The sequence below is a fragment of the Pseudomonas sp. M5 genome, from assembly GCF_016907075.1.
In the GTDB taxonomy this organism is placed as follows: domain Bacteria; phylum Pseudomonadota; class Gammaproteobacteria; order Pseudomonadales; family Pseudomonadaceae; genus Aquipseudomonas; species Aquipseudomonas putida_E.
In genome coordinates this window covers 2,286,673-2,308,460 of sequence record NZ_JAFBBH010000001.1, presented here as the reverse complement: position 1 = coordinate 2,308,460, position 21,788 = coordinate 2,286,673, and the positions used below count along the sequence as shown (strand labels likewise).

General features: G+C 61.0%; 21 protein-coding genes and 3 tRNA genes. 15 read left to right on the top strand and 9 right to left on the bottom strand.

The window, feature by feature from the left end:
- The 5 genes from JOE27_RS10510 to JOE27_RS10490 all read right to left on the bottom strand — a co-directional run bounded on the left by JOE27_RS10510 (position 1) and on the right by JOE27_RS10490 (position 4,683).
- On the bottom strand, positions 1 to 1,293 hold the full coding sequence (locus JOE27_RS10510; RefSeq protein WP_204918683.1) for a virulence factor family protein: 1,293 nt from the start codon (positions 1,291 to 1,293) through the stop codon (positions 1 to 3).
- Positions 1,293 to 3,935, bottom strand: a complete 2,643-nt coding sequence (gene mprF / locus JOE27_RS10505) for a bifunctional lysylphosphatidylglycerol flippase/synthetase MprF (RefSeq protein ID WP_204918680.1) — start codon at positions 3,933 to 3,935, stop codon at positions 1,293 to 1,295. Before mprF ends, JOE27_RS10510 begins: the two co-directional genes overlap by 1 nt.
- Before the next feature lie 246 nt (positions 3,936 to 4,181).
- A tRNA-Met gene (locus JOE27_RS10500) sits at positions 4,182 to 4,258 on the bottom strand.
- A 135-nt stretch (positions 4,259 to 4,393) separates the two neighbouring features.
- Positions 4,394 to 4,470 (bottom strand) — tRNA-Met (locus tag JOE27_RS10495).
- Between the two features lie 136 nt (positions 4,471 to 4,606).
- Positions 4,607 to 4,683 (bottom strand) — tRNA-Met (locus JOE27_RS10490).
- A 220-nt stretch (positions 4,684 to 4,903) separates the two neighbouring features.
- Here JOE27_RS10490 and dinB point away from each other — a divergent pair.
- Positions 4,904 to 5,962, top strand: a complete 1,059-nt coding sequence (gene dinB / locus JOE27_RS10485) for a DNA polymerase IV (protein ID WP_174142345.1) — start codon at positions 4,904 to 4,906, stop codon at positions 5,960 to 5,962.
- 30 nt (positions 5,963 to 5,992) lie between these two features.
- On the opposite strand, the gene JOE27_RS10480 is transcribed toward dinB, so the two are convergent.
- From JOE27_RS10480 to JOE27_RS10470, 3 genes are all read right to left on the bottom strand, one after another.
- Positions 5,993 to 6,946 carry a hypothetical protein gene (locus JOE27_RS10480; protein WP_115274059.1) on the bottom strand — a complete coding sequence of 318 codons (954 nt, stop codon included), beginning with the start codon at positions 6,944 to 6,946 and terminating at the stop codon, positions 5,993 to 5,995.
- Between the two features lie 20 nt (positions 6,947 to 6,966).
- A complete protein-coding gene (locus tag JOE27_RS10475) occupies positions 6,967 to 8,682 on the bottom strand; it encodes a proline--tRNA ligase (protein ID WP_046787972.1) in 1,716 nt (571 codons plus the stop codon).
- Between the two features lie 160 nt (positions 8,683 to 8,842).
- Positions 8,843 to 10,126 carry an OprD family porin gene (locus tag JOE27_RS10470; RefSeq protein WP_174142332.1) on the bottom strand — a complete coding sequence of 428 codons (1,284 nt, stop codon included), beginning with the start codon at positions 10,124 to 10,126 and terminating at the stop codon, positions 8,843 to 8,845.
- A 758-nt stretch (positions 10,127 to 10,884) separates the two neighbouring features.
- Here JOE27_RS10470 and JOE27_RS10465 point away from each other — a divergent pair.
- Together JOE27_RS10465 and JOE27_RS10460 are read left to right on the top strand one after the other, a co-directional pair.
- Positions 10,885 to 11,304, top strand: coding sequence for an HIT domain-containing protein (locus JOE27_RS10465; RefSeq protein ID WP_046787973.1), 420 nt, complete (start codon positions 10,885 to 10,887; stop codon positions 11,302 to 11,304).
- Between the two features lies 1 nt (position 11,305).
- Positions 11,306 to 11,512 carry a SlyX family protein gene (locus JOE27_RS10460; RefSeq protein WP_039602955.1) on the top strand — a complete coding sequence of 69 codons (207 nt, stop codon included), beginning with the start codon at positions 11,306 to 11,308 and terminating at the stop codon, positions 11,510 to 11,512.
- Between the two features lie 39 nt (positions 11,513 to 11,551).
- Here the strand turns inward: JOE27_RS10460 and JOE27_RS24945 are convergent, their stop codons facing one another.
- Positions 11,552 to 12,145 (bottom strand): cold-shock protein, encoded by a 594-nt coding sequence (locus JOE27_RS24945; protein ID WP_281069923.1) that lies wholly within the window; start codon positions 12,143 to 12,145, stop codon positions 11,552 to 11,554.
- A gap of 282 nt (positions 12,146 to 12,427) precedes the next feature.
- On the opposite strand from JOE27_RS24945, the gene JOE27_RS10450 reads away from it, so the two are divergent.
- The 12 genes from JOE27_RS10450 (at position 12,428) to tolA (ending at position 21,774) form a co-directional block, all read left to right on the top strand.
- Positions 12,428 to 12,901 carry a Dps family protein gene (locus JOE27_RS10450; protein WP_012315825.1) on the top strand — a complete coding sequence of 158 codons (474 nt, stop codon included), beginning with the start codon at positions 12,428 to 12,430 and terminating at the stop codon, positions 12,899 to 12,901.
- Between the two features lie 189 nt (positions 12,902 to 13,090).
- The gene (locus JOE27_RS10445) at positions 13,091 to 13,420 is read left to right on the top strand and encodes a ribbon-helix-helix domain-containing protein (RefSeq protein ID WP_204918678.1); all 330 of its coding nucleotides are present in this window, start codon (positions 13,091 to 13,093) and stop codon (positions 13,418 to 13,420) included.
- Between the two features lie 93 nt (positions 13,421 to 13,513).
- Complete coding sequence (locus JOE27_RS10440; protein ID WP_046787975.1) at positions 13,514 to 13,735, top strand: zinc ribbon domain-containing protein; 222 nt, start codon at positions 13,514 to 13,516, stop codon at positions 13,733 to 13,735.
- A gap of 95 nt (positions 13,736 to 13,830) precedes the next feature.
- The gene (gene aspS / locus JOE27_RS10435) at positions 13,831 to 15,606 is read left to right on the top strand and encodes an aspartate--tRNA ligase (protein WP_012315822.1); all 1,776 of its coding nucleotides are present in this window, start codon (positions 13,831 to 13,833) and stop codon (positions 15,604 to 15,606) included.
- Between the two features lie 111 nt (positions 15,607 to 15,717).
- Positions 15,718 to 16,464, top strand: a complete 747-nt coding sequence (locus JOE27_RS10430) for a YebC/PmpR family DNA-binding transcriptional regulator (RefSeq protein WP_012315821.1) — start codon at positions 15,718 to 15,720, stop codon at positions 16,462 to 16,464.
- 196 nt (positions 16,465 to 16,660) lie between these two features.
- Positions 16,661 to 17,185, top strand: a complete 525-nt coding sequence (ruvC, locus tag JOE27_RS10425; protein WP_012315820.1) for a crossover junction endodeoxyribonuclease RuvC — start codon at positions 16,661 to 16,663, stop codon at positions 17,183 to 17,185.
- A gap of 109 nt (positions 17,186 to 17,294) precedes the next feature.
- Positions 17,295 to 17,912, top strand: coding sequence for a Holliday junction branch migration protein RuvA (gene ruvA, locus JOE27_RS10420; RefSeq protein ID WP_046787977.1), 618 nt, complete (start codon positions 17,295 to 17,297; stop codon positions 17,910 to 17,912).
- On the top strand, positions 17,909 to 18,955 hold the full coding sequence (ruvB, locus tag JOE27_RS10415) for a Holliday junction branch migration DNA helicase RuvB (protein ID WP_012315818.1): 1,047 nt from the start codon (positions 17,909 to 17,911) through the stop codon (positions 18,953 to 18,955). The genes ruvA and ruvB overlap by 4 nt, the downstream gene beginning before the upstream one ends.
- Positions 18,956 to 19,080: 125 nt before the next feature.
- Positions 19,081 to 19,533 carry a tol-pal system-associated acyl-CoA thioesterase gene (ybgC, locus tag JOE27_RS10410; RefSeq protein ID WP_012315817.1) on the top strand — a complete coding sequence of 151 codons (453 nt, stop codon included), beginning with the start codon at positions 19,081 to 19,083 and terminating at the stop codon, positions 19,531 to 19,533.
- Between the two features lie 2 nt (positions 19,534 to 19,535).
- The gene (gene tolQ / locus JOE27_RS10405; RefSeq protein ID WP_010952367.1) at positions 19,536 to 20,231 is read left to right on the top strand and encodes a protein TolQ; all 696 of its coding nucleotides are present in this window, start codon (positions 19,536 to 19,538) and stop codon (positions 20,229 to 20,231) included.
- Positions 20,232 to 20,245: 14 nt separating this feature from the next.
- Entirely contained in the window at positions 20,246 to 20,698 is a 453-nt protein-coding gene (gene tolR, locus JOE27_RS10400) for a protein TolR (protein WP_039603824.1), read from the top strand.
- On the top strand, positions 20,698 to 21,774 hold the full coding sequence (gene tolA / locus JOE27_RS10395) for a cell envelope integrity protein TolA (protein ID WP_012315815.1): 1,077 nt from the start codon (positions 20,698 to 20,700) through the stop codon (positions 21,772 to 21,774). The genes tolR and tolA overlap by 1 nt, the downstream gene beginning before the upstream one ends.
- Positions 21,775 to 21,788 lie beyond the last annotated feature (14 nt).

The window sequence follows — 21,788 nt, the reverse complement described above, 5'->3', positions numbered from 1 at the left end:
TCAGTTCTGTTCTGCCACGCTGGACTTGCCCTGGCGTATTTCAATTTCATCGATCAAGCGCTTGGCCAGTGCCGGATAGTTCTCGTCGAAGTGATGCCCACCGGGCAGCTTAATGCGCTCGCCCACTGCAGTCTTGTCGGTGCAACCGCTTTCATCGGCCTCTTCCACACCGTATATGCATACCACTTTGGGCGCCGGCAGTTTGGCCATCTCCGGTCCGGTAGGTGCCTCCTGGCCATCCTTGCCCAACCAGCCCTCGACCTCGATCTCAAAGCTGCCACTGCGGGCGAAGGCCAGCAGCATCACCGCATCGATACGTTGCTGGTCCTCGGCAGGCAGGCGGTTGTAGATCGCCGGCAGCACGTCGGCACCGAACGAATAGCCGGTCAGCACAAAACGCTTGGTACCCCATTTCTGACGATAGTGCTGCATCAGTTCCGACAGGTCGGCAGCGCTTTGCTCGGGGGTCTTGTGCTGCCAGTAGTAACGCAGGGTGTCTATGCCGACCACCGGGTAACCAAGCTTGGCCATTTCACCGGCCACATCGCGGTCCAGGTCGCGCCAGCCACCATCGCCTGAGAGGAACAGGGTAACGGTGTCGGTGGTTTGCCCGGCAGGCACTTCCACGACCGGGATTGCCAGCGCGTTGCCATCGTGGCCGACCAAGGCCTGGGTCAGTTGCGCCTTGAGTAGTTGTGGCAGGTGGATGTCGTAGTCGCTGATGCTGGTGTCGGCATTGCGCTGGTCGCGCACGAAGGCGGCGCTGGCGTCATCCGGGTTGTCGTTCCAGGCGACGCTCCAGTGACCATGAGGGGCGGACTTGGGCAAGGCTGCAGCGCAGCTGGGCTGTTCCATGTTGAAATTCACGGAGATGGCGCGGGCCTTGTCGTCATTCTGTGTGGCCAGCCAACGCCAGGCCTGGCTTGCACCAGGGCCGATACCGGCTACCAGGGTCGGTTTTTCGGCCAGAAGGGTCATGGCCTTATCCATCGATTGCTGCTGGTTACTGCAGGCCCCCGGCGGCAGGATGACTTGCGCCAGCTGAGCCTCACCGGCCTGGCTCAAGTCAAGCAACTGTTTATCGGTCAGCGCCTGGTCCTGGGGCACGCCGATGGCCACCCAGGCTTTGGCATGCACGCCCGGGATGACGCGGGTGATGCGGGTGTCATTGACGGTCAGTTGCTCAAGGCGTGCTTCTGGGGCCGGTCGGGCCCCCAACCAGAAGGCAGTGGCCCCAGCCAATGCGGCCAAGAGCAGGGGTATCAGTAGGTACAGCCAGTAGCGTCGGATCATCAACGTTTCACCAATCCAGTCAGGCCGCCCGCAATCAGGGCGGCAGTGTCGGCCAGTGCCACCAGCGGGTCGAGCCCGGCCGGCACGGCCATATAGCGGGGTTCCCAGTCCGGTTGGAACTTGTCCTTGAAGCGGCGTAGCCCCTGGAAGTTGTAAAGCTGTTCGCCGCGACGGAACACCATCGAGCCCAGGCGCTGGGCCAACGGGGCGCCGCGCCGTGGCTGCAAGCCGGAAAGCGGTACCATGCCCAGGCTGAAACGGCCGTAACCATGGCTTTTGTAGTGCAGGATCAGGCCGATCATCATGAATTCCATGGTCAGCTTCGGCGCCTGGGGGTGGGCACGCATCAGATCGAGGCTGGCCAGTTCGTTACTGTGAGTTTCAAGCAGGTTGGCAAACGCCACTGGCCGGCCCTGGTAGCGAATCAGGGCGATGCGAAAATGCTGCAGGTACTCAGGGCTGAAGCGCCCGAGCGAGAAGCCTTTTTCGCGCACGTTCTTGCCGCCGAGCCAGGCATCCGAGATCTCTTTGAGTTCAACCATGGGGGCCTGGCCCGGTTCATGGATCTCCAGGCTCAGGCCATCGCGGCCGCCGCGGTTCCAGGTGTAGCGCAGGTCTTTCATTTCCTTGCCTTTGGCTTCGATGTCGAAGCGGCGCAAGTCGACTCGGGCTTCTTCGCCGAGCTTGAGCGCGGTCAGGCCGATGTCCATGTAGAACGGCAGATTCTCGGCACGCACCTGGTAGAACACCGGGCGGGCGTGGTGCAGGTCGCATAGATCGCGGAATTGCCAGATCATCTCGGCACGTTCCTGGGCCGGGCCGATCGGGTCGTACAGGGCCACCAGGCTGCGGCCCCGGCGCGCGTACATCAAGAAAGCGTTGCCATTGGGGTGGAACAGCAGGGCTTTGTCACCGGTCAACGCCAGGCCGCCGTCAGGTTGGTCGGAAACCTGCAGGATACGGTTGGCGCGCTGTATCTCCTCGTCGTCTGGCAGGTGGATGACTGGCCGGGCAGTGCGCAGCAGCCAGGTCAGGGCCACGACCAGCAACAGTACTGCGCTGCCCATGGCGGCGCGCAGGCCGCGTGGGGCATCGGCGTCAAGGGTGAATTGCCACCACAGCTGATGGCTGTAGGGCACGTCTTGATAGGCAAACAGCAGTAACCACACTGAAGCACCGACCACGCAGGCACTCGCTGCCAGGTACACCGGGGAAAACGGCAGCTCCAGCAGCCTGCTTGGGCGGTAGAACGAACGGCGGAACAACGCGAGCAGGGCAGCGGTGAAGGTCAGCAGGCAGGCCTCTTCCCAGTCGAAGCCTTTGAGCAGCGACAGCAGTGCGCCAACCAGGAGCAGTACGGTAGTCAGTAGCCAGGCGGCAGACAGGCGTCGGCGCAAGCCCTGGGCCAGCAACAGGCACAGCACGCCAATCAGGCTGGCACCGAAATGCGAGGCATCGATGAGACGGTGCGGTACCAGAAAGCCCATGTGTTCCAGGCGGGTGTCGATTTCCGGTGTTGCGCCGGAGAACAACAGCACCACACCGGAGAGAAACACGAGTATCGCCAGCACCGGTGCAGCCAGCCCGGAGGCGGCCTTGAGCGCCTGCTGCGCAAACAGCAGGCGCCTGGCTTCATTGGCCAGCAGCAGCCCACAGGCCAGCAGCAATGGCAGTACCACATAGATCAAGCGGTACAGCAGCAGTGCGGCGGCCAGTGGCGCGGCGCCGAGCTGATTGGCGAAGGCTGCGAGCAGAATCGCCTCGAACACCCCGACGCCGCCAGGCACATGGCTAAGTACACCGGCTGCAAGTGCCAGCAGGTAGACCAGGACGAATGTGCCAAACGGAGGGGCTTGCGGGAGCAGCAGGTAAAGGACGGTCGCGGCGGCGGCTATATCCAGCGCGGTGATTGCCAGTTGCAGTGCAGCCAGCCGTGCGCCGGGCAGGCGCAGCGTCCGGCGCCCCAGTTGCACCAGCAGGCTGTCTGGTAGCGGCTGCTCTGCCAGGCGTCGGCGATACAGGCCAGTCACCAGGACGGCGGTCAGTGCAAGCACGCCGATAGCGACTGTGGCCAGTACAGGGGTGGGCAGGTGCAGGGCGGTAGCCGCAGCTGGCAAGTTGCTCAACGTGGCCAGTGCCGCCAGAGGGGGCAGGGCGCAGCCCAAAGAAAGGCTGGCAAACACTGTCATGCGCGCGACTTCGGCAGCGCCCAGGCCTTCTCGAGCATACAGGCGATAGCGTACCGAACCGCCCGAGAGCATCGACAAGCCAATGGCGTTACCAATGGCAAATGCGCTGAAACCGCCTAACAGAAGCGTACGCCCAGGCAACTTCACGGCGGCATAACGGCAGGCCGACCATTCATATCCCAGCAGGATCAAGAACCCGATAACCGCAGCGAGTAGCGCGCCGGCCAACGAGCGGGTGGGCACGCTGAGCATCGCATCGTGCAGAGCATGGATATCCAGTTCACTGAGCAAGTGGCGGCAGGCTATCAGTGCCATTGCGAACAGCGCCAAGGTAACTGCCAGGGTGATGGGCTGGCGATAGCGGCTCACCCGCTCCAGCCACGGCAAGCGCTGGGCAGCTGTGGGCAGGGTTGAGGCTATGGGTGCCTGGTGTTCTGGGTTACGGTCGGTCATGAGTTACCCCGGGCAAGCAGCGCGAGGTAGGGGGAGGGGGCGGCCAAGTGAAAGTCCCTATGGAAACGTATCCAGATATTACTCCGGGCAACGTGACTTTCAGTCCTTTGGCAGGGTTAAAGATAGTTCATCCAGAAAGCGGCCTCACAAGGCCGGGGCTTGGCTGAATGAATCCAGATTTTCAGGCGGGGAAAAACAACAAACCCCGCGCTGCTGTTACACAGGCGGGGTTTGTTCTGACGAATATGGTTGCGGGAGCCGGATTTGAACCGACGACCTTCGGGTTATGAGCCCGACGAGCTACCAGACTGCTCCATCCCGCGTCAGAGGTGCGCATTCTACAGCTTTGAAGAGGGTGGTCAAGCATTACTTTTGATTGACCAGTAATTAACGCGTTGCCCGCTTTTCGAGGGCAAAAGAAAAAGGCCACTGCGTTAACAGTGGCCTTTTCTCGAATCTGGTTGCGGGAGCCGGATTTGAACCGACGACCTTCGGGTTATGAGCCCGACGAGCTACCAGGCTGCTCCATCCCGCGCCTGTGGAAACGAATTCTACAGTGAAAGCGCGGAGTGTCAAGCGTTACTTATTGATTTTCTTGAGTTTTCAATCGCCGACTATTTTTCAGGCAAAAGAAAAAGGCCACTGCGTTAACAGTGGCCTTTTCTCGAATCTGGTTGCGGGAGCCGGATTTGAACCGACGACCTTCGGGTTATGAGCCCGACGAGCTACCAGGCTGCTCCATCCCGCGCCTGTGAGATCGAATTCTACGGATTTAACCGCCCCTGTCAAGCATTTAGTTTAAAAAAACCGTTTTCGTTCAAACCCTTAGCCTTTCAATAAGGCAGGCAGGTCAGGAGCACCGGGGCTTTCAGGCCAATTGTCGCGCGCGCTCCTGCGCTGGCTGTCTCGCTGACAGAGCATGCGGTACTATCTGTATGAATTTACAGTGCTAACGGTCATCCATGTCTTTGCGCAAGATCATTCACATCGACTGCGATTGTTTCTACGCCGCGATCGAGATGCGTGATGACCCGCGCCTGGTCGGCCGCCCCATGGCTGTGGGTGGTTCGCCGGATCATCGAGGGGTGATTGCCACCTGCAATTATGAAGCGCGTGCCTATGGGGTGCGCTCGGCCATGTCCTCCCGCCATGCACTGAAGCTTTGCCCTGACTTGCTGATCGTCAAACCGCGTTTCGAGGCCTACCGCGAAGCATCGCGCGAGATCCACGGCATCTTCCGCGACTACACCGAACTGATCGAGCCATTGTCACTGGATGAGGCCTATCTGGATGTGAGCGACAGCCAATGGTTCGCCGGCAGCGCCACGCGCATCGCCGAAGATATTCGCAGGCGTGTTGCGCGCACCCTGCACATTACTGTCTCGGCTGGGGTGGCGCCCAACAAGTTCCTGGCCAAGATCGCCAGTGACTGGCGCAAGCCCAACGGTCTTTTCGTGATTACGCCTGATCAGGTGGAGGCCTTTGTCGCCGCATTGCCTGTCGCCAGGCTGCATGGTGTCGGAAAGGTTACCGCAGACAAGCTTGCCCGGCTGGGTATCGACACCTGCCTGGACATGCGTGACTGGTCGCGGCTGGCGCTGGTGCGTGAATTCGGCAGTTTCGGTGAACGCCTCTGGGGGTTGGCGCGGGGTATCGATGATCGCGCCGTGCACAACGATAGCCGTAGGCAGTCTGTAAGCGTGGAGAATACGTACGATACGGATCTGCCGGATCTGGCCAGTTGTCTGGAGCGCTTGCCTGAACTGCTGAACAGCCTGAATGAGCGGATCGCTCGTATGGACAGTAGCTATCGGCCGGACAAACCTTTCGTCAAGGTCAAATTCCATGACTTCAGCCAGACCACCCTGGAGCAGGCAGGGGCGGGTAGGGATCTGGACAGCTACCGGCAGTTGCTACGGCAAGCATTCGCCCGGGGTGGCAAGCCGGTGAGATTGCTAGGGGTAGGGGTGAGGTTGCGCGACTTGCGTGGGGCTCACGAGCAATTAGAGTTGTTCGCGGACAAATGAAAGAGGGGCTGCATTGCAGCCCCTCTTTCATTAATGTGCGCCTGGGTCAGCCACCAACCGGCCGGTAGCCTTGGTCAGTGCCTGCAGAAACTCCTGCTGCAGCTCCGGATCGTTGCGGGTCAGCTCGATCAGGCTCTGCTCCATCTCACTGGCTTCCTCTTCCAGGCCTAGCTCCGATAGGCGCTTGACCCGGTGAACCCACTGGCCGACATCGTCGTCTTCCAGGTCATCGAAAATCAACTCATGGGCTTCACGCAGCTTGTTGCGCAGGGTGGCGCTGACCAGCAGGCTGGCGTCGCCCCGCACTGCGTTGTCTTCATCGACCACTTGCAGGTGCAGGGTGCCGACGTGGTTCAGGTGCTGCTCCGAGAATGGGCTGTCCAGCAGGTTCAGGCGTAGCACGCCGTTTCTGTCGGTGGTCAGCGCGTGGGTCATCTTGCCGGCCTTTACCTCGACCAGGCGTTCGCTCCAGGGCAGGCTGGTGAACTCCTCGCGCTTGTCCTTTTGCAGCTCACTGATCCCTGCCAGGTTCTGCTGGGCGCGACCGTTGGACTGCACGTTCATGAACGGGTTGAGCCCGGCCACGCCATAACTGAGCCAGTCGTGCGTGATGCTCTGCGGCAGGTTGCCCAATGCAAACACGTTGACCACGTTGGCGCCTACGCCGGCCACCACCGCCACCGCGCCCAGCGGGATTTCGTAGACCTCCCGCCAGGGTTGGTAGGGCGTATACCGGTCATAGCGGCGGGTAACTTCGAACTCGGTGACCTCGAAGCGCCTCTGTTCATTGACGCGTACACGTCGCTGCGGAAGCTCCATCACCTTGGGCTCGCCGACATCAATCTGCAGTGTGTGTTCGAGCAGCTTGCGCTCGACGCGCTCTTCGTGCTCGCTGCGCTGGGACATCTGGTTGGCGCAGCCGCTGAGGAGCAGGGCGCCGCACAGTGCGGCGCCCCCCAGGGTAAAGGTACTTCGCTTGGACATGATCACTCGTGCATTGATTATCAGCGGCGAACGCGGGCCTGCAGGAAGGTCAGCACTTCATTGAGTGGCAGCGCTTGAGCATCCTGTTCGGTGCGGTGCTTGTATTCCAGGTTGCCGTCGGCCAGGCCGCGGTCGCTGACGACGATGCGGTGCGGAATACCGATCAGCTCCATATCGGCGAACTTGATGCCTGGGCTGGTCTTCTTGTCACGGTCGTCCAGCAGCACTTCGAAGCCTGCGGCCGTCAGTTCGGCGTAGAGCTTGTCGGTGGCCTCGCGAACCACGTCGGTTTCGTAGCGCAGCGGTACCAGGGCGATCTGGAACGGGGCCAGGGCGTCATTCCAGATGATGCCTTTGTCGTCATAACTCTGCTCGATGGCGGCGGCGACCACGCGGGATACGCCAATGCCGTAGCAACCCATGGACAGCACCACTGGCTTGCCGTTCTCGCCCAGTACCTGGCACTTGAGTGCCTCGCTGTACTTGGTGCCGAGCTGGAAGATGTGGCCGACTTCGATGCCGCGCTTGATCACCAGGGTACCTTGGCCATCCGGGCTCGGGTCGCCCTCGACGACGTTACGCAGGTCGGCAACCTGTGGGACCGGCAGGTCGCGTTCCCAGTTGACGCCGAAGTAGTGCTTGTCATCGATGTTCGCACCGATGCCGAAGTCGCTCATCAGGGCAACCGAGCGGTCGATGATGCATTCCAGCGGCAGGTTCAGCGGGCCGAGGGAGCCGGCGCCGGCACCAATGGCTTCGCGCAGCTCGGCATCGGTGGCCATGACCAGCGGGTCGGCGACCTGTTCCAGCTTGGCGGCCTTGATCTCGTTGAGCTCGTGGTCGCCGCGGACGATCAGGGCGACCAGCTTGCCTTCCTCGGCACCGCGCACGATCAGGGTCTTGACGGTCTTTTCGATCGGCAGGCCGAAGTTCTCGACCAGCTGGGCGATGGTCTTGGCGTCCGGGGTATCGACCAGTCGCAGTTCTTCCGTTGGGGCCGGGCGCGCGGTTTCGCGCGGGATGGCCTCGGCCTTCTCGATGTTGGCGGCATAATCGGAGCTGTCGCTGAAGATCACGTCGTCTTCGCCTGACTCGGCCAATACGTGGAATTCATGCGAGTAGCTGCCGCCGATGGAGCCGGTGTCGGCCTGCACTGGGCGGAAGTCCAGGCCCAGGCGGGTGAAGATGTTGCTGTACGCCTGGTGCATGCGGTCGTAGGTTTCCTGCAGGGAAGCCTGGTCGGCATGGAAGGAATAGGCGTCCTTCATGATGAATTCGCGGCCGCGCATCAGGCCGAAACGTGGGCGGATCTCATCACGGAATTTGGTCTGGATCTGGTACATGTTGAGCGGCAGCTGTTTATAGCTGGACAGCTCATTGCGGGCCAGGTCGGTGATGACCTCTTCGTGGGTCGGGCCGACGCAGAAGTCGCGCTGGTGGCGGTCTTTCAGGCGCAGCAGCTCAGGGCCGTACTGTTCCCAGCGGCCGGACTCCTGCCACAGCTCGGCGGGCTGGATGCTGGGCATCAGCACTTCCAGGGCGCCGGCGGCGTTCATTTCCTCGCGCACCACGGCTTCGACCTTGCGCATTACCCGCAAGCCCATCGGCAGCCAGGTGTACAGGCCGGAAGCCAGCTTGCGGATCATGCCGGCACGCAGCATGAGCTGATGGCTGATGACCACTGCGTCGGCAGGGGTTTCTTTCTGGGTGGCGAGCAAATATTGACTGGTGCGCATGGTTAGCCGTGTCGATTGCCTAAGACATTGAAATGACCCCGCATTGTACGGGGGCGAAACGAAGGCGTACAGGATGCCCCAGGGCGTGGCAAATGTCAGCCAAGAAAAAGCCCGGCAAGCGTGCCGGGCTTTTTCAGGTGCGGGGCACTATAAGCGTGGCTTACAGGATGCTCAGCGGGTACTCGACGATCAGGCGCAGTTCGTCCAGCGACGGGGAGCCGTAGTAGACGCCGTCGGAGGAGCGGTAGGTGGCCTGACGGACGCGGAAGCTGAGGTCCTTGGCGGGGCCTTCCTGCATCACGTACTTGATGTCGATGTCGCGTTCCCATTCTTTGCCGTTGGTGGTGCCTTCGACATTGGCGTCGGTACCGCGCACGTAACGGGTCATGAAGGTCAGGCCGGGTACGCCGAACTCAGCGAAGTTCAGGTCGTAGCGGGCTTGCCAGGACTTCTCGTCTTCAGCGTTGAAGTCGGAACGTGCAACGGAGTTACCCAGGAAGACCGTGCCGCCGCCGTCGACGCCATAACCGTAGTCACCATCACCGTGAACGCGCTGATGCACGATGGTGAAGGTATGAGCGCCGATATTCCACGCAGCCGACAGGCTGAAAGCGGTGTTGTCGAGCTTGTCGCCGTCGTACGCTTTGTACAGGGCGCTGCCTTCGCTCTTGGTGTCATAGATGTTGAAGTCGAACACCAGGCCTTGCTTGTCCGAAATCGGCAGTGCCCAGTTGACATTGCCGTAGTACTTGCGCCAGTAGTCTTCGACCTTGGAGTAGTACAGGCTGGTGCTGAGGCTGTCGGTCAGGGCATAGGTACCACCGACGATGTTGGCTTCAGTCAGGCGCAGGCTGTCGCGGTAGGTCTGGGCCTGGGCGTTCATGCCGGTGAAGTGGCCGGCGTGCAGGGTCAGGCCTTCGATCTCGTCGCTGGTGATCAAGGTGCCTTCGGCAACTTCCGGCAGCAGTCGGCTGTCGTCGGTAGCGAATACCGGCAGGGCGGTGAACTGGTTACCGTACTTCAGCACAGTGTTGGAGAAGCGCATTTTCACAGCGCCGCCGGCTTCGGAGTAGTCGTCTTGCGAGCGGCCGTCGGAGCCTTCCGGGAACAGGCCGGTACCGGCACGGCCTTTGCCGCTGTCCAGTTTCAGGCCGAGCATGCCGATGGCATCGACGCCGAAGCCTACAGCGCCTTGGGTGAAGCCCGATTCAAAGGTGCCGAGGAAGCCGAGGCCGGTTTCTTCCGTGCGGCTCTGGCGATCGCCGGTAATAGGATCCCGATCATTGTTGCGAGCGTCACGGCTGAAGTACAGCATGCGAGTCTTGACGTTCAGCTGGCTGTCTTCGATGAAACCCTTGGATTCGTCCTGTGCAGAGGCAAAGGCCAGCTGCGAGGTCCCTGCCGAAACGGCCAGGGCGATCATGCTCCACTTCATCACGCGCATCGTGATTTGCTCCTTTGGTTTTTAGGAAGAGTACCGCTGCGCCCAAGTCTTTTAGTTATATGGGGCAGCTCTTTCTTGTTATGTCGGCGGAAATGTATAGCACGCAGACTGTTGTTGGCGATATGGGCATATACAACGTTTCGAGAAGTTTACGGCCATGTCGCTTTCAGGTAGTTCCATGTCGCAAATCACGCCCCGATTAATCGGTTCGTACAACGCCAGCGCTGTTCCTGTCACCGTAACGATTCTGTAACTATCGATTCCGGTTGGGGAAACTCCCTGGTGGATCCAAAGCGGCTGTTGTTATTTGTTGCGTCCATCGCTTTATGCAGATGTCGTGCCGACTTGGTGTGGGGAGAATGCAACAAGCGTGCTCAAAATTAACAACGGTTCATGAAATTTTCACAAATTCCGCCGGCGCAGCTCGAAAGTGCCCGTAAATACAGGCCGGCCCCCATCTGGCGGTGTGCCGGGCCGCAGTCCGGTTGCAAACTAAAAAGCTGCCTTGCAAGTCAAGGTGTTACCGCCCACTGTTCAAGTTGAGTCATTTGTGTGTGTCGATGCGTAGTGGTGTACTCGTTTGCGGCCTCATTTTGGTGCGAAAAGTAGCGATGTGTTACCGCCCCTGTGCAGCCTGATCAATTCCTGAGCTATAAGGGTGCAGCCAGAGGGCGTGCAGCATGCTTGCGCAGACGAAGCAGGGTATCCTTGCGGCATTGACCCGCACGCCGGGGCCCTTTCGTTGGTGGAGGTTTTCAGTGTTTGAGATGGATTCGCGTTTGCAGCAGGACTCTTTGATTCTTGGGGATTTTCCGCTGTGCCGTCTGCTGCTTAGCAAGGATGCCAATTACCCTTGGTTCATCCTGGTGCCCAAGCGTGCCGGCGTGAGCGAACTGTTCGACCTGAGCCAGGACGATCAGGCGCAGCTGTGGAAAGAAACAACCTGCCTGGCCGAAGCGCTCAAGGGCGAGTTCGCGGCGGATAAGATGAACGTTGCCACGCTGGGGAATGTGGTCGGCCAGCTGCACATGCACGTGATTGTCCGTCGCCATGGGGATGCCGCCTGGCCGGCGCCGGTCTGGGGCAAGGTGCCCCCTGTCGAATACGGGCCGGGGCAGGTCGATGCCATTCGCCAGCGCCTGCGCGCCCTGCTCAATGATGCATATGAGGAGGCCTGACATGTCGCCGGAATCGCGCATTGTCGAACTGGAAACCCGTCAGGCGTTTCAGGACGATACCATTCAAGAGTTGAACGACGTGGTGGTCGAGCAGGGGCGGGTGATTCAGCGTCTGCAGTTGCAGATGGCCGAGTTGATCAAGCGTTACGAGGAAATGGTCGGCCAGTATGGCAGTGAGGGTGAGGAAGCGCCGCCACCTCATTACTGATTGGTGCCAGCCCTGGGCTTGCCCCAGGGCTGCAAAGGGTCAGCGGCGGGTTACCGCGACCACATCTTCGGCCTGCAGGCCCTTGTCGCGGTGCATTACCGAAAACTCCACGCGCTGGCCTTCGACCAGGATGCGATGGCCTTCGCCGCGAATGGCGCGAAAGTGGACGAAGATATCGTCACCCGAATCGCGGGAAATGAATCCAAAGCCTTTAGAGGTGTTGAACCACTTCACAGTGCCGGTATCGCGCATGCCGGTCTCCAGCGGCGCGCCCTGGCTTGGTCGGTTTTTTCTGGGGCTGCGGGCCAAGCCTGCGGCCAGGTGCAGAATGACGGCGAGGCCTGCGCAGACCAATGCCGCCAGGTTGCCCATTTCGGGGCGGGCCAGCAAGGTCAGGGTTTGCAGGACCACGGCCACCACCAGCAAGGCGCAGGCCAGGTGCTGCAATTGCTGGCGGGCGCCGCGGTAGTACAGCGGCACGACAGGTGCCAGCAGCAGGTTGAGCAGGCCGAGCAGGGCCAGGTAGACCGCCTCCGGTTGCTGCAGGAAGGGTGTTGCATCGTATTTCAGGCTGGGTATGAGCGATAGCAGCAAAGCTGCAGCGCCCGTCAACAGATGGACGTTCTTGAACATGGGTTGGCTCGCAATTGATAAGGCCGATCACAGGAAGAGCTGGCGACACGGTGCGCATGAGGTGTAGGGCGCGAACACATGTTGGGCCAGCCTATGCACCCGGCAATGACAGCACGCACGGGTGGCACGGTGCCTATTTAACAGCAAACGCGGGGCCTTCTCAAACCGCAGGTGGCTGTCGGCGATGAGTTGCCCTGCGTCATGGGCGCGTGGCGCCAAGTATTGATACAGTGTGTGGGGCCCGCTTGATCATCATCAAGCCATATGAAAAAGGGGAACTTCATGGCAATCGATATCGGTATCAGTGAAGAAGATCGCAAGTCCATCGTCGAAGGGCTGTCCCGCCTGTTGTCGGATACCTATGTGTTGTATCTGAAAACCCACAACTTTCACTGGAACGTCACCGGTCCTTCGTTCCGTACCCTGCACCTGATGTTCGAAGAGCAATACAACGAACTGGCGCTGGCGGTCGATTCCATCGCCGAGCGGATTCGCGCCCTGGGCTTCCCCGCGCCGGGTTCCTATGCTTTTTATGCGCGGCATTCGTCCATCAAGGAAGAGGAAGGGGTGCCCGCAGCGGACGAGATGATCCATCAGCTTGTCCAGGGGCAGGAGGCGGTCGTGCGTACCGCTCGCAGTATTTTTCCGGTAGTGGACAAGGTCAGTGACGAGCCGACTGCAGACCTGCTGACCCAGCGTATGCAGGTACACGAGAAGACTGCCTGGATGCTGCGAGTGCTGCTTGACGGTAAATGATCGGTCGCTTGTATAAATAGTGGCCTGCCAAGCCCGGTCGAGTGACGCTCACCGGGCTTTTCCGTTTGTGCGGGAAGGCTTTGCCGCTGCTTTGCGTCCAGCCGTACGCGCTTCATTGAGCCTCTGGTTCCTGCGCCCGTGCGTGTCTTGCGGTGCAGGGAAAAATACCTGTGGCGAGGATGTGGGCGCATGATGCAAGCGAGCAAGCGTGTAGTAGGCAAAGGGCGCTGCCTGGGCAAGCAGTGCATTGATCCGTTCAAGGCGGATTTCGACATGATGCAAATTCAGCCGGTATCGCGCTCGGTCCGGCTCAACGGTTTTTCCACCTGTTTGCGCCTGGAGGCGGTCTATTGGCGCATCCTCGAGCGCATCGCCGAGGCCAATGAGTGCTCCGTCAGTGCAGTGCTTTCCTACGTGGATCGTGAGGTGCACCTGCGCCAAGGTGGAGTGCGCAACTTCAGCGGCCTGGTCCGGGTGATCTGTGTTGCGTGGTTGCAGGACCCGCCCAGTGTGCGCTGATCGCCAGGCGGGCTGCGCAGTGCCTGTTAACCATATATAATCCCGCTTTTTGCTGCCTTGGGCAGCCAGCGTAATGGTTGACGAGAGACACCCATGCCCCTTTATGACTATCAATGTGCATCCTGCGATCACCGGATGGAAGCGCTGCAGAAGATCAGCGCAGCGCCGCTGACCGACTGCCCGGCCTGCCAGGCGCCGGCATTGAAGAAACTGTTGTCGGTCCCCGGCTTTCGTCTGAGCGGTAGTGGCTGGTATGAAACCGACTTCAAGACCGGGGCAAAAAAGAATCTGGCAGGCGGCGACAAGGCCGACTGAGTTGAATTGCAGTAGCCGGGTCTTGCAGTATTAGCCCCCTGGGGCGGCCAAGGCCTCCATCGAATACACGAATCACGAGAAGCGAAACCACCATCATGATGCGCAGCCATTATTGCGGCCAACTGAACGAGAGCCTGGACGGCCAGGAAGTCACCCTTTGCGGCTGGGTCCATCGTCGCCGCGACCACGGCGGGGTGATCTTCCTCGACATCCGTGACCGCGAGGGCATGGCCCAGGTCGTCTTCGATCCCGATCGCGCCGAAACCTTCGCAGCGGCCGACCGCGTGCGCAGCGAGTACGTGGTGCAGATCACCGGCAAGGTGCGCAAGCGCCCTGACGGTGCGGTGAACGCCAACATGGCTTCCGGTGCCATCGAAATTCTCGGTTACCAGCTGAACGTGCTCAACGAAGCGGAAACCCCGCCGTTCCCGCTGAACGAGTACTCTGACGTCGGCGAGGAAACCCGCCTGCGCTACCGCTTCATCGACCTGCGTCGCCCGGAAATGGCCGACAAGCTGCGCCTGCGTTCGCGCATCACCAGCAGCATCCGTCGCTTCCTGGACGAGAACGGCTTCCTCGACGTCGAAACGCCGATCCTCACCCGCGCAACGCCAGAAGGCGCGCGCGACTACCTGGTGCCCAGCCGTACCCACGCCGGTAGCTTCTTCGCGCTGCCGCAGTCGCCTCAGCTGTTCAAGCAGCTGCTGATGGTCGCCGGCTTCGACCGCTACTACCAGATCGCCAAATGCTTCCGTGACGAAGACCTGCGTGCTGACCGTCAGCCGGAGTTCACCCAGATCGACATCGAGACCAGTTTCCTCGATGAGTCCGAGATCATGGGCCTGACCGAAAGCATGATCCGCAAGCTGTTCAAGGAAGTCCTGGACCTGGAATTCGGCGAATTCCCGCACATGACCTTCGAAGAAGCCATGCGCCGCTACGGTTCCGACAAGCCAGACCTGCGTAACCCGCTGGAACTGGTAGACGTTGCCGACCAGCTCAAAGATGTCGACTTCAAGGTCTTCGCAGGCCCGGCCAACGATCCGAAGTGCCGCGTTACCGCGCTGCGCCTGCCAGGTGGCGCCAGCATGCCGCGCAGCAAGATCGACGAGTACACCAAGTTCGTCGGCATCTATGGCGCCCGCGGCCTGGCGTACATCAAGGTCAACGAGCGCGCCAAGGGCGTTGAAGGCCTGCAGTCGCCGATCGTCAAGAACATCCCTGAAGCCAACCTCAACGTGATTCTCGATCGCGTAGGTGCGGTAGACGGCGACATCGTGTTCTTCGGCGCTGACAAGTTCAAAGTCGTCAGCGAGGCCCTGGGCGCGCTGCGTATCCGTCTGGGCCACGACTTCGAGCTGCTGACCTGCGAGTGGGCGCCGATGTGGGTCGTCGACTTCCCGATGTTCGAAGAGAACGAAGACGGCAGCTTCACTGCCCTGCACCACCCGTTCACCGCGCCCAAGTGCACCCCCGAAGAGCTCGAGGCCAACCCGGCCACCGCGCTGTCGCGTGCCTACGACATGGTGCTGAACGGCACCGAGCTGGGTGGCGGTTCGATCCGTATCCACCGCAAAGAGATGCAACAGGCGGTGTTCCGCCTGCTGGGTATCGAAGCGGCAGAACAGGAAGAGAAGTTCGGCTTCCTGCTCGACGCCCTGAAGTTCGGCGCACCGCCTCACGGTGGCCTGGCCTTTGGCCTGGACCGCCTGGTCATGCTGATGACCGGCGCCCAGTCGATCCGTGAAGTGATTGCCTTCCCGAAAACCCAGAGCGCCGCGTGCGTCATGACTCAGGCTCCGGGCTTGGTCGATGCCAAGGCCTTGCGCGAGCTGCATATCCGCCTGCGCGAACAGACCAAGGTCGAGTAAGCGGGCCCCGGGCGCATCCAGATGGATGCGCCTTTGCGTTTCGGCGCAGGTATTTGTCGTTGCGCCCCTCTCGGGGCGCAATTGTTTGTGTTTCAAGAGTTTGGAGTCGTTATGGCTGGTCATTCCAAGTGGGCGAACATCAAGCACCGCAAAGAGCGCCAGGATGCCAAGAGAGGCAAGATCTTCACCAAGTGGATCCGTGAGCTGACCGTCGCTGCCAAGCAAGGTGGTGGCGATCCGGCCTCCAATCCGCGCTTGCGCCTGGCGCTGGACAAGGCCCTGGGTGCCAACATGAGCCGCGATATCATCGATCGCGCCGTGGCCCGAGGTGCCGGCACCAACGAAAGCGATAACGTTGAAGAGCTGAGTTACGAGGGCTACGGCCCGGGCGGCGTGGCGATCATGGTCGAGGCCATGACCGACAACCGCAACCGTACCGCAGCCGCCGTGCGGCATGCCTTCACCAAGTGTGGCGGCAACCTCGGTACCGATGGCTCGGTGGCCTACCTGTTCGAGCGCAAGGGGCAGATCAGCTTCGCCCCGGGTGTGGACGAAGATGCCCTGATGGAAGCCGCCATGGAAGCCGACGCCGACGATGTCGTGGCCAACGAAGACGGTTCGTTCGAGGTGTTCACCTCGTTCAACAGCTTCTATGCCGTGCGTAATGCCCTGGAGGAGGCCGGCTTCAAGGCTGCGGATGCGGAAATCGTCATGCAGCCGACCACCAGTGCCGAGCTGGATCAGGAGGGGGCGGAGAAAGTGCTCAAGCTGATCGACATGCTCGAAGACCTGGATGACGTGCAGAACGTCTATTCCAATGCGCAGATTTCCGACGAGATCATGGAAAAACTCGGCTAAGGTGTCGCCAGCAAGGTTGTAATTGGGGCCGCTGCGCGGCCCATCGCCGGCAAGCCGGCTCCCACAGGTAAGCGCACCCGCCGAGAGTTGCGCTGTGCCTGCGGGAGCCGGCTTGCCGGCGATGGGTTGCGCAGCGGCCCCAATAGCCTTGAATTGAGCTCAGGCTTTCAAGCATCCCCCCTACACGACAGGCGTTATGACTCTGATTCTTGGTATCGACCCCGGCTCGCGCATCACCGGTTATGGCGTTGTGCGCCAGACTGCCCGTGGTTGCGAGTACGTGGCGTCGGGTTGTATCCGTACCGGCAGCGGCGAGCTGCACGAGCGCTTGCAGATCGTTTTTCGCGGTGTCAGTGAAATCATTGCCCAGCATGGCCCTGTGACCATGGGCATCGAGCGCGTGTTCATGGCGCGCAACCCCGATTCGGCGCTCAAGCTCGGCCAGGCTCGCGGCGCGGCCATCGTCGCCGCCGCCGAGGCCGGCCTGGAAATCGCCGAATACAGTGCGACTCAGGTCAAGCAGGCCGTGGCCGGCACCGGTGGGGCTAACAAGGAGCAGGTGATGCTGATGGTCATGCACCTGCTCAAGCTGACCCAGAAGCCACAGATCGATGCCTCTGATGCCCTGGCGATTGCCTTGTGCCATGCCCATACCCGTTCCAGCCTGGTGCCGCACGGCCTGGCCACGGCGCGGCGGCGCGGTGGGCGCTTGCGTCTGTAGCTGCTTCATGAGCTGATACACATTTTGTCCGGGTGGCACGTTCACCCGACGTATTTGCTGATAGGGTTGAGCGGTCTTTGATCGGCTCCCCGAGAGGAAGGATCGAAACGTGATTGGACGTTTGCGCGGCACCCTGGCGGAAAAGCAACCGCCGCACCTGATTATCGACGTCAACGGCGTGGGCTATGAGCTTGAAGTGCCCATGACCACCCTGTACCGCCTGCCGAAAGTTGGCGAAACGGTAATCGTGCATACCCATCTGGTGGTTCGCGAAGATGCCCACCTGCTGTATGGCTTCCATGAGAAGCGCGAGCGCGAGCTGTTCCGCGAGCTTATCCGCCTCAATGGCGTGGGCCCGAAGCTGGCGCTGGCCTTGATGTCGAGCCTTGAGGCCGACGAATTGGTGCGTTGCGTACAGGCGCAGGACACATCGGCGCTGGTGCGTGTGCCTGGCGTCGGCAAGAAGACTGCCGAGCGCCTGCTGGTCGAGCTCAAGGACCGCTTCAAGGCCTGGGAAACCTCGCCCGCCATGTTCACGCTTGTATCGGATGGTCCGGTACCGGTCAGCAGCGCCTCCACAGCCGAGGCCGATGCCGTCAGTGCCCTGGTTTCCCTGGGCTACAAGCCGCAGGAAGCCAGCAAGGCAGTATCCGCGATCAAGGACAAGGCGGGCCTTGGCAGTGAGGAGCTGATCCGTCGCAGCCTCAAAGGGATGATTACCAAGTGATCGAAGCCGACCGCCTGATTGCCGCCAGTGGCCGCGACCGCGAAGAAGTCCAGGACCGTGCCATCCGCCCGCTGCGCCTGGACGAATACATCGGCCAGCCGGTGGTGCGCGAGCAGATGGCGCTGTTCATCCAGGCTGCGCGGGGGCGTAATGAATCGCTCGACCACACCCTGATCTTCGGCCCGCCAGGGTTGGGCAAAACCACCCTGGCCAATATCATCGCCCAGGAAATGGGCGTATCGGTCAAGAGTACCTCGGGGCCGATTCTCGAGCGCCCGGGCGACCTGGCAGCCATGCTGACCAACCTCGAACCGCATGACGTGCTGTTCATCGACGAGATTCACCGGTTGTCTCCGGTTGTCGAGGAGGTGCTGTACCCGGCCATGGAGGACTTCCAGCTCGACATCATGATTGGCGAAGGCCCGGCTGCCCGCTCGATCAAGCTCGACCTGCCGCCCTTCACCCTGGTGGGGGCCACAACCCGCGCCGGTATGCTCACCAACCCGCTGCGCGACCGCTTCGGTATCGTCCAGCGCCTTGAGTTCTACAGCGACAAGGACCTGGCGACCATCGTCAGCCGGTCGGCCAACATTCTGGGGCTGGTCATCGAGGACCAGGGGGCTTACGAAATCGCCCGCCGTGCCCGCGGCACGCCGCGTATCGCCAACCGCTTGCTGCGCCGCGTGCGTGACTACGCCGAGGTGCGCGGCAAAGGGCAGATCACCAAGGCAGTGGCTGATTTGGCGCTCAACCTGCTGGACGTCGATGAGCGTGGTTTCGACCATTCCGACCGCCGCCTGCTGCTGACCATGATCGAGAAGTTCGATGGTGGCCCGGTGGGGGTGGATAACCTGGCGGCAGCGATCAGCGAGGAGCGTCATACCATCGAGGATGTGCTCGAACCCTACCTGATTCAGCAGGGCTATATCATGCGTACGCCCCGTGGTCGTGTGGTCACTCGGCACGCCTACCTGCACTTTGGCCTGAATGTTCCCGGGCGCCTGGGTGAGGGGGCAGATTTTTCCGAAGCAGGCGATGAATGACAGATCGAAACCCGCTTTTCGTGGTCCTACCGCTGGCATGCCTCAGGTGCGCTGGCAATACGACATTAATGAAGAAAAAACAGTTGCCGCAGCGGATTGGCAAGCTGAGGAGTAAGCACTAGAGTATGCGCGCGCAAAATGGCCTGGAACCTTTCGCACACCGTTGTCGCGTCTATTACGAAGATACCGATGCCGGTGGCGTGGTGTATTACGTCAACTACCTGAAATTCATGGAGCGCGCGCGGACCGAGCGCCTGCGGCACCTGGGGTTTTCCCAGCAGCAACTGGCCGGGGAGAACCTGTTGTTCGTGGTCCACTCGAGCGAAGCGCGCTATCACGCGCCGGCGCGCCTGGACGATGAACTTCGGGTGACCGCGCAAGTACTTGAACTCAATCGCGCCAGCCTGCGTTTCGTGCAGCAGGTCTGGCGGGAAAAGGATGAAACGCTGCTCTGCGAAGGGCAGTTCCTGGTGGCCGCCGTACGCGCCGACACTTTCAAACCCCGAGCCATACCCCCCAAGCTGCGCGACGCCTTTGTGGCGGACGGCTCGGGTACTCAATCGAATGCAGGAGAATAAGCGTGGAAGCTAACGTCGTCGACCATACCTCCATGTGGAGTCTGGTCAGCAATGCCAGCGTGGTGGTACAGCTGGTAATGCTGACCCTGGTGGCCGCCTCGGTCACCTCATGGATCATGATCTTCCAGCGCAGCACCATGCTGCGCGCCGGTCGTCGTGCGCTGGATGCCTTCGAGGAACGCTTCTGGTCGGGTATCGACCTGTCCAAGCTGTACCGTCAGGCAGGCAGCAACCCGGACCCGGATTCGGGCGTGGAGCAGGTCTTCCGGGCCGGTTTCAAGGAGTTCTCGCGTCTGCGCCAGCAGCCGGGTGTGGACCCCGACGCGGTCATGGAAGGCGTTGGCCGGGCCATGCGCGTAGCCATCTCGCGTGAGGAAGAAAAACTCGAGCAGAGCCTGCCGTTCCTCGCCACCGTCGGTTCGACCAGCCCGTACATCGGCCTGTTCGGTACCGTGTGGGGCATCATGAACTCCTTCCGCGGCCTGGCCAGCGCCCAGCAGGCGACCCTGGCCACCGTGGCCCCGGGTATCGCCGAAGCGCTGATCGCCACCGCCATCGGCCTGTTCGCGGCAATCCCGGCGGTTATCGCCTACAACCGTTTCGCCGCGCGCAGCGAAGTGCTGATCGGTCGTTACTACACCTTCGCCGACGAGTTCCAGGCGATCCTGCACCGCAAAGTGCACACCAGCGAAGAGTAATCAGGTACAAACCCATGGCCCGAGTTCGCCACAAACGCAAGCCGGTCGCCGAGATGAACGTGGTGCCCTACATCGACGTGATGCTGGTGCTGCTGGTCATCTTCATGGTGACCGCTCCCATGCTCAATCAGGGCGTGAAGGTCGACCTGCCCAAGGTTTCCAGCGAAGCCTTGCCGCAGGACAACAATGTCCAGATCCTCACCATCTCCATCAAGGCCGACAAGACCTATTACTGGAACCTGGGCAGCGAAGTCGACACCGACAAGCAGATGGACAAGGCCATGACCTTGCCCGAAATGACCGGTGCAGTGACCAAGATCATTGCCGCCGGTCGCGACCAGGGCAAGCAGACCCAGGTCTTCATTCGTGGCGACAAGGCTGTCGACTACGGCGCGGTCATGGGTGCCATGGGCGGGTTGCAGAAGGCCGGTGTCGGTAACGTTGGCCTGATTACCGAGGCGCCCTGATGCAACAGCGAGAGCCATCCGCCTCGGAAAGCTACTTCTGGCCCAGTGTCTGGGCCATCGGCCTGCATGTGCTTGTGTTCGCATTGCTGTTCGTCAGTTTTGCCATGACGCCAGAATTGCCGCCTTCCAAGCCGATCGTTCAGGCTACGCTGTATCAGCTCAAGTCCAAGAGTCAGGCGACCACCCAGACCAATCAGAAGATTGCCGGGGAAGCGAAAAAAACCGCGTCGCGTCAGACCGAAGTCGAGCAGCTGGAACAGAAGAAGGTCGAGCAGGAGGCCGTAAAGGCTGCGGAACAAAAGAAAGCCGATGCCGCTCAAAAGGCCGAGGAGGCTCGCGAAGCCGCCGAGGCGAAGAAGGCAGAAGACGCTGCCAAGGCCGCCGAGGCCAAGAAAGCCGCTGAAGCCAAGAAGGCCGACGAGGCGAAGAAAGCCGCTGAAAAGCAGCAGGCCGACATCGCCAAGAAAAAGGCTGAGGAAGAGGCCAAGAAGCAGGCGGCCGAAGAGGCCAAGAAACAAGCCGCCGAGGATGCCAAGAAGAAGGCAGCCGAGGAGGCCAAGAAGAAAGCGGCCGAGGACGCCAAGAAGAAAGCGGCGGCCGAGGACGCGAAGAAGAAGGCAGCTGAAGAGGCCAAGAAAAAGGCCGCTGCAGATGCCCAGAAGAAAAAGGCACAGGAGGCGGCCCGCAAGGCGGCAGAAGACAAGAAAGCCCAGGCCCTGGCCGAGCTGTTGTCCGATACCACCGAGCGGCAGCAGGCGCTGGCCGACGAGCAGGGTGACCAAGTGGCCGGCGACTTCGACGACCTGATCCGCATGCGCGCGGCCGAAGGCTGGGCGCGTCCACCTTCTGCGCGCAAGGGCATGACGGTAGTCCTGCAGATCAACATGTTGCCCGATGGCACCATCACCAGTGTCAGCGTGTCGCGCTCCAGTGGCGACGGTCCGTTCGACAGTTCTGCGGTGGCAGCAGTGAAGAACATCGGTCGTCTGACCGAAATGCAGGGCTTGAAGCCGAACGAGTTCAATCCGTACCGTTCGTTCAAGATGACATTTACACCTGAGGATCTAGCGTTGTGATTAAACTCCTTCGA

Bases quoted from the DNA above. Each gene is read 5' to 3' on its own strand.
- tolR (WP_039603824.1), top strand. From the start codon at position 20,246: ATGGCCCGAGTTCGCCACAAACGCAAGCCGGTCGCCGAGATGAACGTG.
- mprF (WP_204918680.1), bottom strand. From the start codon at position 3,935: ATGACCGACCGTAACCCAGAACACCAGGCACCCATAGCCTCAACCCTG.
- JOE27_RS10450 (WP_012315825.1), top strand. From the start codon at position 12,428: ATGGCAATCGATATCGGTATCAGTGAAGAAGATCGCAAGTCCATCGTC.
- JOE27_RS10510 (WP_204918683.1), bottom strand. From the start codon at position 1,293: ATGATCCGACGCTACTGGCTGTACCTACTGATACCCCTGCTCTTGGCC.
- JOE27_RS10470 (WP_174142332.1), bottom strand. From the start codon at position 10,126: ATGCGCGTGATGAAGTGGAGCATGATCGCCCTGGCCGTTTCGGCAGGG.
- JOE27_RS10460 (WP_039602955.1), top strand. From the start codon at position 11,306: ATGTCGCCGGAATCGCGCATTGTCGAACTGGAAACCCGTCAGGCGTTT.
- ybgC (WP_012315817.1), top strand. From the start codon at position 19,081: ATGCGCGCGCAAAATGGCCTGGAACCTTTCGCACACCGTTGTCGCGTC.
- JOE27_RS10445 (WP_204918678.1), top strand. From the start codon at position 13,091: ATGATGCAAGCGAGCAAGCGTGTAGTAGGCAAAGGGCGCTGCCTGGGC.
- JOE27_RS10480 (WP_115274059.1), bottom strand. From the start codon at position 6,946: ATGTCCAAGCGAAGTACCTTTACCCTGGGGGGCGCCGCACTGTGCGGC.
- JOE27_RS10475 (WP_046787972.1), bottom strand. From the start codon at position 8,682: ATGCGCACCAGTCAATATTTGCTCGCCACCCAGAAAGAAACCCCTGCC.
- aspS (WP_012315822.1), top strand. From the start codon at position 13,831: ATGATGCGCAGCCATTATTGCGGCCAACTGAACGAGAGCCTGGACGGC.
- ruvC (WP_012315820.1), top strand. From the start codon at position 16,661: ATGACTCTGATTCTTGGTATCGACCCCGGCTCGCGCATCACCGGTTAT.
- JOE27_RS10430 (WP_012315821.1), top strand. From the start codon at position 15,718: ATGGCTGGTCATTCCAAGTGGGCGAACATCAAGCACCGCAAAGAGCGC.
- tolA (WP_012315815.1), top strand. From the start codon at position 20,698: ATGCAACAGCGAGAGCCATCCGCCTCGGAAAGCTACTTCTGGCCCAGT.
- JOE27_RS24945 (WP_281069923.1), bottom strand. From the start codon at position 12,145: ATGTTCAAGAACGTCCATCTGTTGACGGGCGCTGCAGCTTTGCTGCTA.
- JOE27_RS10440 (WP_046787975.1), top strand. From the start codon at position 13,514: ATGCCCCTTTATGACTATCAATGTGCATCCTGCGATCACCGGATGGAA.